The organism is Collinsella aerofaciens (assembly GCF_902501475.1).
Lineage (GTDB): Bacteria > Actinomycetota > Coriobacteriia > Coriobacteriales > Coriobacteriaceae > Collinsella > Collinsella aerofaciens_AL.
This window is the reverse complement of sequence record NZ_CABWIF010000043.1, coordinates 69,955-86,393: the sequence shown is the minus strand read 5'-3', so window position 1 is coordinate 86,393 and position 16,439 is coordinate 69,955. Positions and strand designations below refer to the sequence as shown.

At 61.5% G+C, this 16,439-nt stretch carries 11 protein-coding genes; 10 read left to right on the top strand and 1 reads right to left on the bottom strand.

Features of this window, described 5'->3' with window-relative positions:
* Positions 1-10: 10 nt before the first annotated feature.
* Complete coding sequence (locus GDJ93_RS07515; RefSeq protein ID WP_152068322.1) at positions 11-973, bottom strand: FHA domain-containing protein; 963 nt, start codon at positions 971-973, stop codon at positions 11-13.
* Between the two features lie 507 nt (positions 974-1,480).
* Between GDJ93_RS07515 and GDJ93_RS07510 the strand changes: the two genes are divergently transcribed.
* The 10 genes from GDJ93_RS07510 to GDJ93_RS07465 all read left to right on the top strand — a co-directional run bounded on the left by GDJ93_RS07510 (position 1,481) and on the right by GDJ93_RS07465 (position 16,274).
* Positions 1,481-3,724: a DEAD/DEAH box helicase gene (locus GDJ93_RS07510; protein WP_152068321.1), complete on the top strand. Its 2,244-nt coding sequence runs from the start codon at positions 1,481-1,483 to the stop codon at positions 3,722-3,724.
* A 682-nt stretch (positions 3,725-4,406) separates the two neighbouring features.
* Positions 4,407-5,108 (top strand): ferredoxin family protein, encoded by a 702-nt coding sequence (locus tag GDJ93_RS07505; protein ID WP_226812541.1) that lies wholly within the window; start codon positions 4,407-4,409, stop codon positions 5,106-5,108.
* Between the two features lie 343 nt (positions 5,109-5,451).
* Positions 5,452-5,964 (top strand): PTS sugar transporter subunit IIA, encoded by a 513-nt coding sequence (locus GDJ93_RS07500; RefSeq protein WP_193221489.1) that lies wholly within the window; start codon positions 5,452-5,454, stop codon positions 5,962-5,964.
* A gap of 6 nt (positions 5,965-5,970) precedes the next feature.
* Positions 5,971-6,837, top strand: coding sequence for a PRD domain-containing protein (locus GDJ93_RS07495; RefSeq protein WP_306421713.1), 867 nt, complete (start codon positions 5,971-5,973; stop codon positions 6,835-6,837).
* Positions 6,838-6,936: 99 nt separating this feature from the next.
* Positions 6,937-8,553 carry a PTS transporter subunit EIIC gene (locus GDJ93_RS07490; protein WP_055310192.1) on the top strand — a complete coding sequence of 539 codons (1,617 nt, stop codon included), beginning with the start codon at positions 6,937-6,939 and terminating at the stop codon, positions 8,551-8,553.
* 3 nt (positions 8,554-8,556) lie between these two features.
* Positions 8,557-9,939 carry a 6-phospho-alpha-glucosidase gene (locus tag GDJ93_RS07485; RefSeq protein ID WP_152068317.1) on the top strand — a complete coding sequence of 461 codons (1,383 nt, stop codon included), beginning with the start codon at positions 8,557-8,559 and terminating at the stop codon, positions 9,937-9,939.
* A 256-nt stretch (positions 9,940-10,195) separates the two neighbouring features.
* On the top strand, positions 10,196-12,028 hold the full coding sequence (locus GDJ93_RS07480; protein WP_152068316.1) for an NAD(P)-binding protein: 1,833 nt from the start codon (positions 10,196-10,198) through the stop codon (positions 12,026-12,028).
* Complete coding sequence (locus tag GDJ93_RS07475; RefSeq protein ID WP_226812539.1) at positions 12,022-13,833, top strand: [FeFe] hydrogenase, group A; 1,812 nt, start codon at positions 12,022-12,024, stop codon at positions 13,831-13,833. The genes GDJ93_RS07480 and GDJ93_RS07475 overlap by 7 nt, the downstream gene beginning before the upstream one ends.
* Positions 13,827-14,891: an ABC transporter substrate-binding protein gene (locus GDJ93_RS07470; protein ID WP_226812538.1), complete on the top strand. Its 1,065-nt coding sequence runs from the start codon at positions 13,827-13,829 to the stop codon at positions 14,889-14,891. Before GDJ93_RS07475 ends, GDJ93_RS07470 begins: the two co-directional genes overlap by 7 nt.
* A 3-nt stretch (positions 14,892-14,894) precedes the next feature.
* Positions 14,895-16,274, top strand: coding sequence for an ATP-binding cassette domain-containing protein (locus GDJ93_RS07465; protein WP_152068315.1), 1,380 nt, complete (start codon positions 14,895-14,897; stop codon positions 16,272-16,274).
* Positions 16,275-16,439: the final 165 nt, after the last annotated feature.

Here is a 16,439-nt window from a genome sequence, read left to right as displayed (position 1 = left end):
GCCGTCCGCGCTAGTCCACAATGACAAGGAATGTCGTATAGAGACCCAAATGAAGTCTGTCGCTGTTGGCGATTTCCACGGGGGGATAGACTTTGCCGGGCTCGCGTTGGTCGCGCGGCGGCTCGATTACGATATCACCGTCGCCTGCACCCGATTCGAGCACCGTGCCGTTGGTCGATCCAAGGCCCTGGGCGTACCAGTGCTCACCCTCGAGCCAAATACGAAGATGCTCGCGCGAGGCGTCGGCGCCTACATCGGTGATGCTGGGCGAGGTTTTGGGCAAAGAACCAATCACGGTGCCGCGCGGATCGCGTGTGAGGGGATGGATTTGCATGTCGGCGCAGTTGTCGGCATGGGTTCTGAGCAGACCGAGGTTGGGAGCGACGGTGTGCGGCTGCTCCAGGCTGCTCATAAAGCCACGTCCGACGGTAGTTTCGGTGGTGCCAAAGTGCCCGCCCGTCTTGCTGTCGCAAAAGCGCTCGACGGTGGCCACGCCCTGAACGGGATCGGCGAGCGCCCCCGTTGCCACAAAGAGCATCAAGAAGAGCGTGCTTTTTTCGCGCACGGCATTGCCGTCAAAGTTATCGATGCGATTGAGGGCATTTGCATATAGGCGGCTGTCCAGCTTGTAGCTGGCGAGAGCCGACATCATTTCGTTGGCGGCCGGACCGCGATAGTGCTCGGCGATTGCCTGATAGGCGGACTCGCCGCCGCCGAGCTTGCTGCAGATTGCCGCGGAAAGGTTGAGCGTGGTGACGGTAAAGTCGCTGTAGATGGCGGGCGCGCACTGGTCAGGCTTGCGATGGACGATGTAACGGGTGAGATACGAGCGGTTGGAAGAGCATTTCTCGAGCAGGGTACTGCCGAGATAAGAGTTTCCATTGATGAGCATTCGGGCGATCTCGAGATGTTTAAGACCGCCGAACGAGCGAATATCGTTATAGAGGACCGAGCAAGGCGTCTCTGCTGCCACGGATACCTCCTTTGATTGCTTCCTAGCCAATATGGCGATAGGAATTAATGGCCCCCGGTGGGCGACGTATTAAATGGCTGCGCAATATATAGCGTAACCAAAGCAACATTATAGGCCACATGTTCGAAATTGCAGGAAGACCGAGAGATTTTGGTTGGACTGAACGGAAATCCCCCTCTGTCTTGTTCTATAACATTTGGACCCGGTTTTGCCCTGCATCTGTTACAGATTGACACAATCGGCCAGGCCCACCTCGTCCGCCTCGTCATCTGTGGTTTACGTGGGGGCATACGGAGTACGGGTATACTAACCCGCGGCGAATCTGCTCCATCGCTTAGAGCTGCTGCGTCTGGACGGCGCGTGATAGGGCTGCCAAAGCGATCGCCAGCGTGCTGAGCAACGTCCTCTCTGTGCGCACCTGTTTTTGTATGTATTAGCGCACTACCAAGCACGCCCGCGCGGCCGCATGCCGCGCTCATTGCGCGTGCAGATAAGGAACAACAACATATGCGTAATTCTGTATCCGACGTCACCGACGCCGAGATTCTGGACGAGGCCCGCGAGACCATGACCCAGGCTGCCTTCGATGCCGCCGATGAGGCCAATGCTGCCCAGGCCGTCGAGTCCGCTACCGAGAGCCTGCCCGCCTTTAACGAGCTGGGGCTTTCGGACGAGATACTTCGTGCTATTGAGAACCTGGGCTACACGGCGCCGACGCCCGTGCAGGCCGGCTCGATCCCCGTGGTGCTCGAGGGCCGCGACCTGCTTGCCGCCGCCCAGACCGGCACCGGCAAGACGGCCGCCTTTTTGCTGCCGACCATGAACAACCTGGAGCACATCGCTCCTCCCAAACCCGTGCGCGAGCGCGGCGGCCGCAACCGTCGTCGCGGTGCTAAAAAGCCCGAGGGCAACGGCCGCGGCCCCGTGATGCTCGTCATCACCCCTACGCGCGAGCTTGCCCAGCAAATCGACGAAGTCGCGAGCAAGATCGCCGACGTCACCGGCCATGTTGCCGTGACCGTCGTGGGCGGCGTGAGCTACAAGCCACAGACCGCGGCACTCAAGTACGGCTGCGACATCCTGGTCGCAACGCCGGGCCGTCTGGTCGATCTGATCGAGCAGGGCGCCTGCCACCTGGACGAGGTTAAGGTCCTGGTGCTCGACGAGGCCGACCGTATGCTCGACATGGGCTTTTTGCCCGCCGTCCGGCGCATTGTGCGCGAGACGCCGGCCGAGCGTCAGACGCTGCTGTTCTCGGCGACCCTCGACGAGGAGGCCGTGGGCGAGATCACCGACCTGGTGAGCGACCCGGCTCGCGTGGAGATCGCACCTGCCACGTCGACCGCCGACACCGTCGACCAGTTTGTGTTCCCGGTGTCCATCGAGGCCAAGAATAACCTGTTGCCCGAGTTCCTCAAAAAGGAGGGCCCGGAGCGCACCATCGTCTTTATGCGTACCAAGCACCGCGCCGACAGCTGCTGCCGTCGTCTGGAGCGCAAGGGCATCAAGGCCGCCGCGATTCACGGCAACCGCAGCCAGGCCCAGCGCGAGCGTGCCCTTTCGGCCTTCCGCGACGGTACCGTTGACGTGTTGGTGGCAACCGACGTGCTCGCCCGCGGCATCGACATTAGCGACGTGCGCTACGTCGTAAACTTTGACGTGCCGGCCGAGCCGACCGACTATATCCACCGCATTGGCCGTACGGGCCGCGCCGGCGAGCTAGGCTGGGCCATCACGTTTGTGACCGAGCAGGACGTCGACGAGTTCTACGAGATCGAGAAGCTCATGGACAAGACGGCCGATATTTACGAAGCCGGCGACCTGCACGTGGGTCCCAACCCGCCCGCCGTTGACCCCGAGCGCGATCCTGCCGCCTTTAAGGTGAAGAAGAAGACCAAGCGCGGCAAGTCCAAGAGCAAGAAGAAGCTTGAGCAGGCGCGTCGCGACGGCAAGCGCAACGGCGACGATTACGGCGATGTGGCCGGTCGTTCCAACCGCGGTCGCGACGAGCGCCGCGGCGACGGCGAGCGTCCGAGCCGTCCCAAGCGCGGCGGCAAGACCCGCGTGCGCGAAGGCGTTCAGGCTCGCGTGGACGAGGCTGTTGAGAGCGTGGCCCGCGAGGTGGCTGCCGAGGAGCGCGGCGGTGCTGTCGAGCAGACCCCGCGTGGCAACCGTGCCGAGCGTCGTGCCAAGCAGTTCCAGGGCGAGGCACATCGCCGCCGCCGCGAGGACGAGGATCGCGGTGGCCGTCGTCGTGTCGAGCGCGAGGACGAGGGCCGCGGTTCGCGCGGTGGCAAGCGCGGTTCGGGCGACCGCCGTCGTTCCGGTCGTGATGACGAGCGCGGCGGCCGTGACGAGCGTCGCGGCGGCGAGGGTCGTGGTGAGCGTGCTGCCCGTGGCGGTGAGTCCCGTGGCGGCAAGCGCTTTGAAGAGCGCAGTAGCCGCGGCGGCGAGCGTCGCGAGGGTGCTCGCGGCAATGGCGGCCGCGGCGGCGCTGGTCGTTCTAACGAGTCGCGCGATCGTCGTGACCCGCGTGCCAGCCGAGATCGTCGCGATGACTGGCGCAACTACGACGATACCCGCGAGGAGCGTCGTGGCGGCTATCGTGGCGCTCGTGGTGGCAACCAGGCCGGCTCCCGTGGCGGCCGTGCCGGCGGTCGCGATAACCGTGGCAGCTATGGCAACAGCCGTGGCGGCAAGCGCGGCGGCAGCTCCCGTCGCCCCGGTGACGGCGGCGGCAAGCGCAAGTAACATACGCATCGCACGCTAGCGTGAGGTGAACCAAGGGCCCCGAGCAACTACGCTCGGGGCCCTTTTTGTTTGCCGTATCCGATCGCTAGTTCAAATGTGATTTCCTCGGGAATGCATCTAGAGGATGCCGTGGGCCTGTTTCCTGCCATGCGGCAATGGGTCCCATGGGGTGCGCCGTGCATTTTTTTGGAGTATTCTGCAGTTCGAGTTGTCTGCATATGATTCGACGTCGCCAACGGTGGCCTTCGGATATCCCTAGCGAGCGTTCTGAGTTAGATTTCGCCGTTTTCCGGAGCAGGGGCGCGTCATTCTCGCCATGTCGGGACTTAAAATGATACGGCGCCCTACAGTTTTGCCCGCCCGCGGCGGTGCTGGCGCGGTCGCGTTGCAGAATACTCCGTTTTTTGCACGGGCCAGGATGGGGTACCTCGGGAGAACACGGCGGTATCCCGTAAATATATACAATCTGTACCGTAATTTATACAAAACGAAGAGGTAGACAGCGTAGGGTGGGTGCATTGGGGTGCTTGGCGCATCAAAACGGGGACCCCACGTGCCGTATACTCTGGCTGGATGTGAAAGCGGCTTGACGCGTTGCCAGGCGTAGGGGGAGGGTGTCTAGATGAACGTATTCGAAATTGTGTTTAGTCCGACGGGTGGAACGCGGAAGGTGTCTGGCCTTGTGGCTGGAGCGCTGGATGGGGATACCGTTACCGTTGATCTGACCGATAGCGGGCTAGATTTCAGCGCTGTCTCGATGACTGAGGACGACGTGGCCGTAATCTCTGTGCCGGCGTATGCCGGTAGAATCCCGGCTGTGGTGGCTGACCGGTTGGGCATGGTGCGCGGCAACGGGGTTCGGGCTGTTTTGGTTTGTGTATACGGAAACCGCGCGTTTGAGGACACGCTCGTAGAGCTGGAGGACGTTGCGAAGCATGCGGGATTCCGGGTGATCGCGGCAGTTGCGGCCATTGCAGAACATTCCATTGCGCGACAGTTTGCTGCCGGTCGTCCGGATGCGCAGGACTCGGCGCAGCTTGCTGAGTTTGCGCAGCAAATTCAGCAAAAGCTGTTGGCTGAGGATGCGTCCGAGCCCTCTATCCCCGGCAATCGTCCTTATAAACAAGCTGGAGGTCACCGCATGGCACCCGAGGCAACAGAGGATTGCGTCTCCTGCGGTGCATGCGCCGCGGCGTGCCCCGTTTGTGCTATCGACAAAGGTGACCCCAAACGAGCAGCTGGCGAGGCGTGCATCTCCTGCATGCGCTGCATTGCCGTATGTCCGCGAGGCGCTCGTAAGCTTGATCCCAACAAGCTATCCGCTGTTTCCCAGATGCTGAGCAAGGTTTGCGTCGTGCGGAAGGAATGCGAGCTCTTTATCTAGCGCATACGAAATTGGTGCAATGGGACCAGGTTAATCTGCACCAACCTGGTGCAAACAAACCTGTCCCCAATGCACCAGAGTGAGGAGTGTCCCCGAGTGCCGGCAGAAAAGGAACGTCCCTAAGTGCCGCTTAAATACCGTTTATCGAAGAAAAAATACCGCTCACCGGTCATAATGACTATTCTGGCTTTGTTGTTGCCTACAATAACCCCCGTAAAAGAAATGCGGAAGGTTACCGAGTCCCCTCGGACGTGGGCCTAACCAAAGTCTTTGAACGGGTGTGTCTCAATGGGCGCATTCGATTGATTTTGGTTGGGCTATATTTATGAAGGGACATGTCACCATGGGTTTCTTTTCTCGCCTTATGGGTGGCTCGGATAAGCAGACGACTGCGGCTTCCGAGTTCGAAATCCTCGCTCCCGTTTCCGGCGAGCTTGTTCATCTAGAAAATACCAATGACCCCGCTTTTAGCAGCCGTGCAGTGGGCGATGGCGTTGCCGTGGTTCCCCAAGAGGGAACGGTGTGCGCTCCTGTTTCCGGCACCGTCGCGGCGCTGTTTCCGACTGAGCACGCGCTGGGCATCATGTCCGACGACAGCTCTGCTCAGGTGATGCTGCATATCGGAATCGACACTGTTAAACTTGAGGGCAAGGGCTTCCATGCGCTTGTTGCCCAGGGTGACCATGTCGACGCGGGCCAGCCCCTCGTCGAGGTCGGTTTCGACGTGGTTCGCGCTGCCGGCTTTGATCCCACGGTCTTCGTTATCGTGTGCGAGCGTTCGGGGAACTCGACTCTTCGCGAGCATGCTTCCGGCCCTGTTGCTGTTAAAGAGCCTGTTATCTGGCTTTCCGAGTAAATTCTCGTGGTGGGTACCGCGGTTATCAAGCGAGTTTTTAACAACAACGTCGCAATGGTCACTTCGGACGATGGCTCCGAGCTCATCGTCATCGGTCGAGGCCTCTGCTTTGGTCGCCATGCCGGCGATGCCATCGACGAGGCATCAGTCGAAAAGACCTACGCGTTGCAGGAGGGAACTTCTCAGGATTCGCGTACGATCGACCGCTTGGCACATCTTTTGGAGTCCATCCCCACCGTCAACCTCGTGATTTCCGAGGACATCGTTCAGATGCTCCGTCGAGAGCTCAATGTTGATATCAACGACAAGATTCTCATTGCTCTCGCAGACCATATCAGCCTTGCTTTGGAGCGCGAGCGCAAGGGCATCCCCTGTGAGAATCCGTTGCTGCTCGAGATCCAGCAGTTCTATCGCAAGGAGTATGCACTTGCGGGCCGTGCGCTGCAGATTATCAAGGAGTATATGGGCATCCAGATGAGCGAAGAAGAGCAGGGTTTCATTACGCTGCATATCGTCAACGCCACCATGCCGCAACGCTCCGATCGTCTGATCGTTTCGGTCCAGCTTGTTCGCGACGTGCTCGCGATTGTTTCCGAGCGCTATGCTACGACCCTCGACGACACCTCGTTGCCTTACGAACGCTTCGTTCGTCACCTGCAGTTTTTCGCGCAGCGAGCGCTCGATCCTACGGCCGGGCAAATCAACGGAGACGCGCTGTTCCGAATCGATGAAACGGCGTATCCGTGTGCATTCTCGTGCGCGGACGCCATAGCCGCCCACTTGTCGTCTACCTATAACGTTGTCGTTACCGATGCCGAGAAGAGTTATCTCGCATATCACATTGTTAACCTGCTTGGAGAACCTGGTCTCTAGGCATAACGTGCCCACACATCGATTGATATAAGGCAAGGCTCACGGTCTTGTCTAGGGCACATTTGTCTTAATTTGCGGAAAAGGAAGGGGAGTACCGCTATGACCGCAAAAAAGAAGTTCAATTTCAAAGCGCCGTTGGAGGTGTTCGCGAAGTCGATCGTCCAGCCGATGATGTATCTCTCGGTTGCCGGCATCCTGCTCATCGTGGGCATCATTCTGACCAACAAGACCATCTGCGCCATGATCCCTGTGCTGGGCTTCGGTCCGTTCCAGCTCGTGGGCGCCGTTGTCTATCAGTCGCTGATGTTTATCATCAACAACCTCTCGATTCTGTTCTGCGTGGGCATCGCCGGCGCCATGGCAAAGAAGAACAAGGGCCATGCTTCGCTGATCGCCCTGATGTCGTTCTTCCTGTTCCTGCAGGCTAACAACATCGTGCTCAACGCCACCGGCTCTCTTGCCGATGCGAGCGGCATGCTCGGTCTTACCGGAACCGGCCAGGCCACCGTTATGGGCATCCAGGTGCTCGATACCGGCGTGTTTGGTGGCATCATCCTTGGTTGCATCACCGGTGCCGTGTTCAACAAGTACTCGAACAAGCAGTTCCCCATTGCCCTTTCGATGTTCTCGGGCGTTCGCTTTCCGTTCCTGATCATGATCATCATTTCCTGGATCATGGGCGCTGGCTTCTGCATCGTTTGGCCTCCGGTTCAGGGTGCCATTTCCTCCGTCGCCGGCATTATTAAGGAATCCGGCAACATCGGCCTCTTTATCTACGGCATGCTCAACAAGCTGCTCGTTCCCACCGGTCTGCACCACCTCATCTACACCCCGTTCCAGTTCTCCGATGTGGGCGGCACCCTTACGCTGGGTGATCAGGTTATCGCCGGCGCCTATCCCATCCGTGTTGCCGAGATGGCAATGACGGGTCAGCCCTTCTCTGATAGCACCTACTTCAACAGCTATACCTTCAACAACCTGTGGCCCTACATCGGCATCGGTCTCGCCTTTATCGTCACCGCTTACAAGGGAAACAAGGATAAGACCAAGGCCGTTATCATCCCGCTGATCATCACCGCCGTGCTCTCCTGTGTCACCGAGCCCATGGACTTCCTCTTTGTCTTTGCCGCTCCCGTGCTCTTTGTCGTTCACTCGGTTCTTTCCGGCATCTTCCTGGTTCTGCTCAAGGTTCTCTCCGTGCCCGCTTCGACTGCAGGCGGCATCATCAACATCGTGGTTTCCAACCTGGTCCTCGGTGTCGACAAGACCAACTGGCCGGTTATGCTCGTGCTCGGAGTCGTCAACGCCGCTCTGTACTTCTTCCTCTTCACCTTCCTTATTAAGAAGCTCAACCTCCACACGCCTGGTCGCGAGGAGGAGTCCGAGCTCGCCGAGTCCGTTGCCGAGGGCGAGGCCGCCGCGTCTGTCGCGGTGAAGCAGGGCGCTGTTGCCGCAGCTCCCGCAGAGGGCGTCGATGCAGGTATTGCCGACCTGGTCGCAGGTCTTGGTGGCAAGGACAACATCGAGGAGCTCGAGAACTGCTTTACGCGTCTTCGCGTGAACGTTAAGAACCCGGACCTCATCAATGAGGACCTCATCAACCACGTGCCCAACAGCGGCATCAACCGCAACGGCAATAATATCCAGATCATCTTTGGCATGAAGGTCGCCGAGATGCGCGACAAGGTCGAAAACGCAATTGAGAAGGAGCAGTAAACAATGATCATTACTCTGTGTGGTGGCGGATCCACCTTTACCCCCGGCATCGTCAAGTCCATCGCCCTGCGCAAGGACGAGCTCGACGTTGACGAGATTCGTCTGTACGACATCAACGAGGAGCGCCAGCGCAAGATCGGCGTGCTCGTGGACTGGATTTTGCACGAGGACCTCGGCCTGGACATCAAGCTCACGGTGACCACCGACAAAAAGACGGCTTTTACCGACGCCAGCTTCGTGTTTGCCCAGATGCGCGTGGGCGGCTACGCCATGCGCGAGCAGGACGAGAAGATTCCGCTGCGTCACGGCTGCGTGGGTCAGGAGACTTGCGGTTGCGGCGGCCTTGCCTACGGCATGCGCACCATCTTCCCCATGGTCGAGCTGATCGATGACGTTGAGAAGTACGCCAAGAAGGACTACTGGATTCTCAACTACTCCAACCCTGCCGCCATCGTCTCCGAGGGCTGCCGCGTGCTGCGTCCCAACGCTCGCATCATCAACATCTGCGACATGCCGATCGCAATCATCGACGTGGTTTGCGCCGCGCTCGATATCGACAAGAAGGATGTCGAGTACGATTACTTTGGCCTCAACCACTTTGGTTGGTTCACCTCGATTCGCCACAAGGGCGAGGAGGTGCTCCCGCAGCTGCGCGAGTACATCAAGGAGCATGAGATCCTGCTGCCCGATTCCTACCTCAAGGGCATGGGCTCGCTCATGGCAAAGAAGCCCGAGGAGGCCACCGACGAGCACCCCGAGCAGAACCGCCACACCAAGGGCAGCTGGTACTACGTCTGGAAGGGCGAGTACGAGATCCTGGAGTGCTTCCCGGAGTACCTGCCCAACACGTATCTGAACTACTACCTGCAGCAGAAGGAGTTCGTCGAGCATTCCAACCCCGAGCGCACCCGTGCTAACGAGGTTGAGGAGACGCGCGAGAAGAACCTCTTCGACGGCATCGACCACTACGAGAAGACCGGCGAGATCGACGAGAGCACGTTCTATGCGGGCAGCCACGGCGACTGGATTGCCGACCTGGCTATCGCTCTGAAGAACGATACCAAGCAGCGCTTCCTGGTCATTTGCGAGAACAAGGGCGCTATCCCCAACATGCCCTACGACGCTATGGTCGAGCTGCCTGCCTACATTGGCAAGAACGGCCCCGAGGTCATCAGCCGCGACAACATTCCTCTGTTCCAGCAGGGTCTCATGATGCAGCAGCTGAACTCCGAGAAGCTCATTGTCGAGGCTACGATCGAGGGTTCGTACGAGAAGGCGCTTAAGGCCTTTACGCTCAACAAGACCGTGCCGTCGATGAAGGTCGCCAAGGAGGTTCTCGACGACATGATCGAGGCCAACAAGGGTTACTGGCCCGAGCTTAAGTAAAAGCAACAGGGTCGCTGGCCGCATGCCTGAAGCAATGCCCCGCCCACGTGATTGCGTGGGCGGGGCATTGTCGTTTGGTAACGCGTTTTATCAAATATGGCATTTATCTGCGGTAATGTTCTATTTCACCGCTGAGGGTGACATTTTATACCGCCTGCCGAACCGTATGGAGACCTCACAACTTTTTAGGTCAGTGTTGTGCGTGTAGCAATTTCGCCCGGCCTCGCCTCCGGGCTGCCATGTGAGAGGGGATCTTATGGCTCGACTGCACGTAATGGAACGCAGCCACGCTCAGGCCGTCATGGACGACCTGCACGATGCGCTCGGACGTCGTCTGGCGGTGAGTTCGCTCGCCCCGTGTCCCGTTGAGTTTACGGCAGCGCTCGTCAACCTGTGCTCCACCCAGAGCTGCGGCAAGTGCACGCCCTGCCGCGTGGGCCTGAGCGCGCTGAGCGATCTGCTCGCCGATGTGCTCGAGGGCCGCGCCGACGAGTCCACGCTCAATCTGATCGAGCGCACCGCCCGCACCATCTATCTTTCGAGCGATTGCGCCATCGGTTACGAGGCCGGCGCCATGGCGCTTACGGCTATCCGCGGTTTCCGTGACGATTTTGAGCACCACATCCGCGAGCACTCCTGTGGCTTTGACCGCGAGGCCCGCGTCCCGTGCGTCTCGGGCTGCCCGGCGCACGTCGACATTCCCGGTTACATTTCGCTGGTCGAGGCCGGCCGCTATGCTGATGCCGTCAAGGTCATCCGCAAGAACAACCCGCTGCCGCTCGTTTGCGGCCTGGTGTGCGAGCATCCCTGCGAGATGCACTGCCGTCGTGGCATGGTCGATGACCCCATGAACATTCTCGCCCTCAAGCGTTTTGCCGTTGAGCACAGCGACCTCAACGATTACAAGCCCAACGTGGCTGACAACACCGGCAAGCGCATCGCCGTGATTGGCGGCGGCCCGGCCGGCCTTTCCTGCGCCTTCTACCTGGCCGTGATGGGCCATAAGGTGACCATCTTTGAACAGCGCCACCACCTGGGCGGCATGCTGCGCTATGGCATCCCCAGTTACCGTCTGCCGCGCGAGCGCCTGCAGGCCGAGATCGACTGGATCTTGAGCGCCGGCATCGACGTGGAACTCGACCACTCCGTCAACGGCGAGGAGCTTGCCCGCCTGCGCGACGAGTTCGATGCCGTCTACCTGGCCATCGGTGCCCACAGCGATAAGAAGCTCGGCCTTCCGGGCGAAGAGGCTCCCGGCGTGGAGTCGGCCGTCAAGATGCTGCGTGCCATTGGCGACGACGAGCTGCCCGACCTGAGCGGCCAGCGCGTGTGCGTCATCGGCGGCGGCAACGTGGCCATGGACGTGGCGCGCTCCGCCGTGCGCTGCGGTGCCGAAAAGGTGAGCATCGTCTACCGCCGTCGCATCTGCGATATGACGGCCCAAGACGCCGAGATCGCCGGCGCCCAGGCCGAGGGTTGCGAGGTCCTGGAGCTCACGGCGCCGCTCGCCATCGAGACGGGTGAAGATGGTCGCGTGAGCGGCCTGCGCGTACAACCGCAGATTATCGGCGAGCCCCGCCGCGGGCGCCCGGCTCCGCGTGCCGCCGCCACGCCCGAGCGCGTCATCCCCTGCGAGCGCGTGTTTGTTGCCATTGGCCAGGACATCGATTCCAAGCCGTTTGAGGAGATGGGCATTGCCTGCAAGTGGGGTCGCGTCGTCACCGATTCGGACGGCGCCGTGCCCAACTTCGATGGCCTCTTCAGCGGCGGCGACTGCCAGACCGGTCCCGCCACCGTCATCCGTGCCATCAACGCCGGCCGCGTGGCTTCGGCAAACATCGACCGCTATCTGGGCTTCGACCACAAGATCAAGCTCGACGTGGAGCTGCCGACCGTTCAGTTTAAGGGCAAGCACGAGTGCGGCCGCTGCGAGCTGGGTGAGCGCGAGGCCGGCGAGCGTATTCACGATTGGAATCTGGTCGAGCAGGGCCTTACCGAGGAGGAGGCGCGCCAGGAGGCAAGCCGCTGCCTGCGTTGCGACCACTTTGGTTTTGGCGCGTTCCGCGGAGGGAGGAACCTGGAATGGTAGAGCTCAACAACCCCACTGTCAGCGATAACACCGAAAGCGGAGCACTCAATATGGTCAAGCTCACTATCGATAATTGCGAGGTCGTGGTGCCCGAGCACACCACGATCCTGGACGCGGCCAAGTCCGTCGGCATCCAGATTCCCACCCTGTGCTACCTGCGCGATCTGAACGAGATCGGCGGCTGCCGCGTGTGCGTGGTCGAGGTTGAGGGCTGCGACCAGCTGGTTGCCGCCTGCAACAACTACGTGCTCGATGGCATGGTGGTCCACACCAACAGCCCCAAGGCCCGCGAGGCGCGCCGCACCAACGTGCAGCTGCTGCTTTCGCAGCACGATTCACGCTGCACGAGCTGTGTGCGCAGCGGTAACTGCAACCTGCAGACCATTGCCAACGACCTGGGCATTTTCTATCTGCCGTATCAAAGGCATTTGGCGGGCGAGGGCTGGGATTTCGATTTCCCCATCATCCGCGAAAACGACAAGTGCATTAAATGCATGCGCTGCATCAAGGTGTGCGAGAGCGTACAGGGCCTAGGGATTTGGGACCTGACCAACCGCGCCACGCATACCGCCGTGGGCACCCGCGGGCGCGTGCCGATCGGCAAGACCGATTGCGTCGCGTGCGGCCAGTGCATCACGCATTGCCCGACGGGCGCGCTGCGCGAGCGCGACGACACCGAGACCGTGTTTGACGCGCTCGCTAATCCCGACAAGATCGTGCTGGTGCAGATCGCGCCGGCCGTGCGCAGCGCCTGGGGCGAGGAACTCGGCATATCTCGCGAGGAAGCCACCGTTGAGCGCTTGGCCTGCGCGCTGCGCCGCGTGGGCTTTGAGTACGTGTTCGATACCGATTTCTCGGCCGACCTCACCATTATGGAGGAGGGCTCCGAGCTGCTCGAGCGCCTGGGCGCCGCCGCTAAGGGTGAGGGCGACAGCCGCGGCTGGCCCATGTTTACGAGCTGCTGCCCGGGCTGGGTGCGCTTTGTGAAGGCACGTTACCCCGAGTTTGTCGACAGCCTGTCCACGTCAAAGTCGCCGCAGCAGATGTTCGGCGCTATCGCCAAGACCTACTACGCCAAGGTGCTGGGCGTGGAGCCCGAGCGTCTGTTCGTGGTGTCCGTTATGCCATGCACGGCCAAGAAGGCCGAGTGTGCGCTGCCGAGCATGATGGGCGAGGGCGGCGCGCCCGACGTGGACGTTGCGCTGACGGTGCGCGAGATGGTGCGCATGATCCGCGCGAGCCACGTGAGCGTTGACACGCTGGTCGAGGAGCCGCTCGATACGCCGTTGGGCTTTGGCACGGGCGCGGGTGTGATCTTTGGCGCCACGGGCGGCGTGATGGAGGCCGCCGTGCGCTCGGCATATTACCTGGCGACGGGCAAGAACCCGGATGCCGACTTCTTCACTGACGTGCGCGGACTCGAGGGCTGGAAGGAGGCCGTGGCCGATATCGAGGGCACCAAGGTGCGCGTCGCCGTGGCGCACGGGCTGGGTAACGCCGCCCGTCTGCTCGACGCGATTCGCGACGGCCGCGTGGGCTATGACTTCGTCGAGGTCATGGCGTGCCCCGGCGGCTGCGTCGGTGGTGGCGGTCAGCCCATCCACGACGGTTGCGAGCTAGCTGCCGAGCGTGGCCAGGTGCTCTGGGGCCTCGATGCGAACGCCGAGATTCGCTTCTCGCATGAGAATCCTGATGTCCAGGCGTGCTACCGCGAGTTCTTAGGCGAGCCGCTCTCGCCACTGGCCGAGGAGCTGCTGCATACCGACCATCACGCATGGACGATGCCTAACGAGGGGACATGCTAGCGATGCGCGCGTTTGATGTTGAGATGTCGCGCCGGGGGTTTGCCTCGGCGCTCGCCGCGGGCGCCCTGTCACTTGCGCTCGCGGGCTGTGGCGGCGGGGCTGCCGGTGCCGGGTCCGCCGCGGGCTCGGTTGCCACGGACGGCGCCGGTGCTGCCGCAGAGCCGGTCGAGGTGCACGTCGCCTCGCTCAAGGGTCCGACGTCGATCGGTCTGGTGCAGTTTATGGACCAGGCAGCCGATGGCGAGACGGACAATGAGTTCGACTTTGCGATCAACACTGCCGCCGACGAGATTGTGCCCAAGGTCATTCAGGGCGATATCGATATCGCCCTGGTGCCCGCCAACGTGGCGAGCGTGCTCTACAACAAGACCGAGGGCGCGGTGCAGGTCATCGACATCAACACGCTGGGCGTGCTGAACGTGGTGACGGGCGACGCGAGTGTGGCCTCGTTTGGCGATCTGGCGGGCCATACCGTCTATATGACGGGCAAGGGCACCACGCCGGAGTACGTCATGAACTACCTGCTGGAGCGCGCGGGCTTGGCCGGTCAGGTGGCGCTCGAGTTTAAGAGCGAGCCTACCGAGGTGCTCTCGGCTCTGCTTGCCGACCCGACTGCCGTGGGCGTGCTACCCGAGCCGTTCAAGACGGCGGCCATCGCCAAGAGCGAGGGCAAGCTGTCGGCACCGGTGAGCCTGACCGATGTGTGGGACGAGCTGGCAGGAGACACGGGCTCGCGCTTGCTGACGGGTGTGACCGTGGTGCGCCGTGCCTTTGCCGAGGAGCATCCCGAGGCCGTGGCGGAATTCCTGAGCTGCCATGTTGCGAGCGTTGAGGCCGTGAACGCGGCGCCGGCGGACTGGGCGCAGGCCGTGGTCGATGCGGGCATCGTGGATAACGCCACGATTGCCGAAAAGGCGATTCCCGGGTGCATGCTTGTCTGCCAGACAGGGAAGGATATGAAGGCCGCGCTCGGTGGGTACCTGAAGGTGCTGGCCGATGCGGACGCGAGCGCCGTGGGCAGCAAGCTCCCGGCTGATGATTTCTACTACATGGAGTAACCCGTGCGTGCGTTTGCTCGACAAATGATAGAGCGTATGAAGGCGGTGGCGGCAGCAGGTGCCGTTGCCGCCTTTTGGCTTGCCGTGTGGGTCTTCGTGGCGGCGCTGGTGGCACAGCCGCTGATTTTGCCGGGTCCGGGTGCTGTTGTGGTGGCGTTGCTGCGGCTGGTATGCGATGCCGGCACGTGGGCGATTCTGGCGGGCTCGGGTGCGCGGATTCTAGGCGGTTTGGCGCTTGCCGCGGTGTGCGGTGGTTTGCTGGCCGGAATTTCGTCGCGCTCGCGGGCGTTTGCCCGCTTGGTGGCGCCTGCGCTTTCGTTTGTTAAGGCGACACCGGTTGCCTGCGTGGTGGTCCTGCTGCTCATTTGGTTGGGGTCGGCGCGCGTGAGCATTGCGGCGGTCTTTTTGATGGCACTTCCGGGCGTGTATTTTTCGCTGGTTGAGGGTTTGACGCAAGCGGATAAGCCACTGGAGCAGATGTTTCGTCTGCATGGCGTGCGGGGTTGGCGTCTGTTTTGTGCCCACACCTGGCGCGAGGTCCTGCCGTTTGTGCTTTCGTGTTCCCGCGCCGTGATTGGCATGAGCTGGAAGGCCGGCGTGGCGGCGGAGCTCATCGGCATGGCGACGGGCACCGTAGGCGAACGCATCTATCAGGCGAAGCTGCTCATCGAGACGGCTGACCTGCTGGCGTGGACCGTGCTGGTCGTTGCCGCCTCGTGGGCGTGCGAGCGTGTGCTGGTGTGGCTGCTGCGGGTTTCGGGGCCCGTAGCGTGGCGCGCTGCCGTGCGGGCGCATGGGTGTGGTAGTCGCGGACGTGCGGGCGGCTCTGCTGGCGGCAGGGCTGCTGCGGAGCTTGCGCTCGCCGTGGGCGACCGAGCGCCCTGGGCGCCGGCGCTCGATGGACTGGTACTTCGCGTTTCTGCTGGTGGGCGCACCTGCGTGATGGGCGCTTCGGGCGTGGGCAAGTCGACGCTGCTTGCGCTGGCGGCGGGCGAGTGCGCGCCGTGCTCCATGGTGTTTCAGGATGTGCGCCTGGTAGAGGGCTCCTCGGCTTTGGATAACGTGCTGGTGTGCGCCGACGCGCGCGTGGATGCCTCGAGTGCCGCAGCCCTGTTGCGCCTGCTGGTGCCGGGGGTCGATGTACATGCTCGTGTGGCCGAGCTCTCGGGCGGGCAGCGCCGTCGCGTCGAGATTGCCCGAGCCCTGCTGTGCCCAGGCGACGCGGTGATTCTGGACGAGCCCTTTACCGGTCTAGATACCGCTGCGCGCGACGCATGCGCCGAGGCCGTGCTCGACTTGCTCGACGGCCGTATGCTGTTGCTTGCCACGCACGATTCCGCTGACGCTCGGGCCCTCAATATCTCGGACATCATCACGCTCTAAATACTTACCCAGCAACAAAATGATCCGTTTTTCTCCGTCTCCATAGGGCCGGGTATGGTATTCTATCTGCGGAGTAATACTTAGGAATACCAAGTAATACCAACGCCGTAGAAACAAACTCCAGATGCGGGCCAATCGGGTTGCCTTTACAGCCCGTCGCCCAGC

Excerpts from the sequence above, each read along its gene's own strand:
- GDJ93_RS07510 (WP_152068321.1), top strand. The coding sequence starts at position 1,481 with ATGCGTAATTCTGTATCCGACGTCACCGACGCCGAGATTCTGGACGAG.
- GDJ93_RS07500 (WP_193221489.1), top strand. The coding sequence starts at position 5,452 with ATGGGTTTCTTTTCTCGCCTTATGGGTGGCTCGGATAAGCAGACGACT.
- GDJ93_RS07490 (WP_055310192.1), top strand. The coding sequence starts at position 6,937 with ATGACCGCAAAAAAGAAGTTCAATTTCAAAGCGCCGTTGGAGGTGTTC.
- GDJ93_RS07485 (WP_152068317.1), top strand. The coding sequence starts at position 8,557 with ATGATCATTACTCTGTGTGGTGGCGGATCCACCTTTACCCCCGGCATC.
- GDJ93_RS07480 (WP_152068316.1), top strand. The coding sequence starts at position 10,196 with ATGGCTCGACTGCACGTAATGGAACGCAGCCACGCTCAGGCCGTCATG.
- GDJ93_RS07475 (WP_226812539.1), top strand. The coding sequence starts at position 12,022 with ATGGTAGAGCTCAACAACCCCACTGTCAGCGATAACACCGAAAGCGGA.
- GDJ93_RS07470 (WP_226812538.1), top strand. The coding sequence starts at position 13,827 with ATGCTAGCGATGCGCGCGTTTGATGTTGAGATGTCGCGCCGGGGGTTT.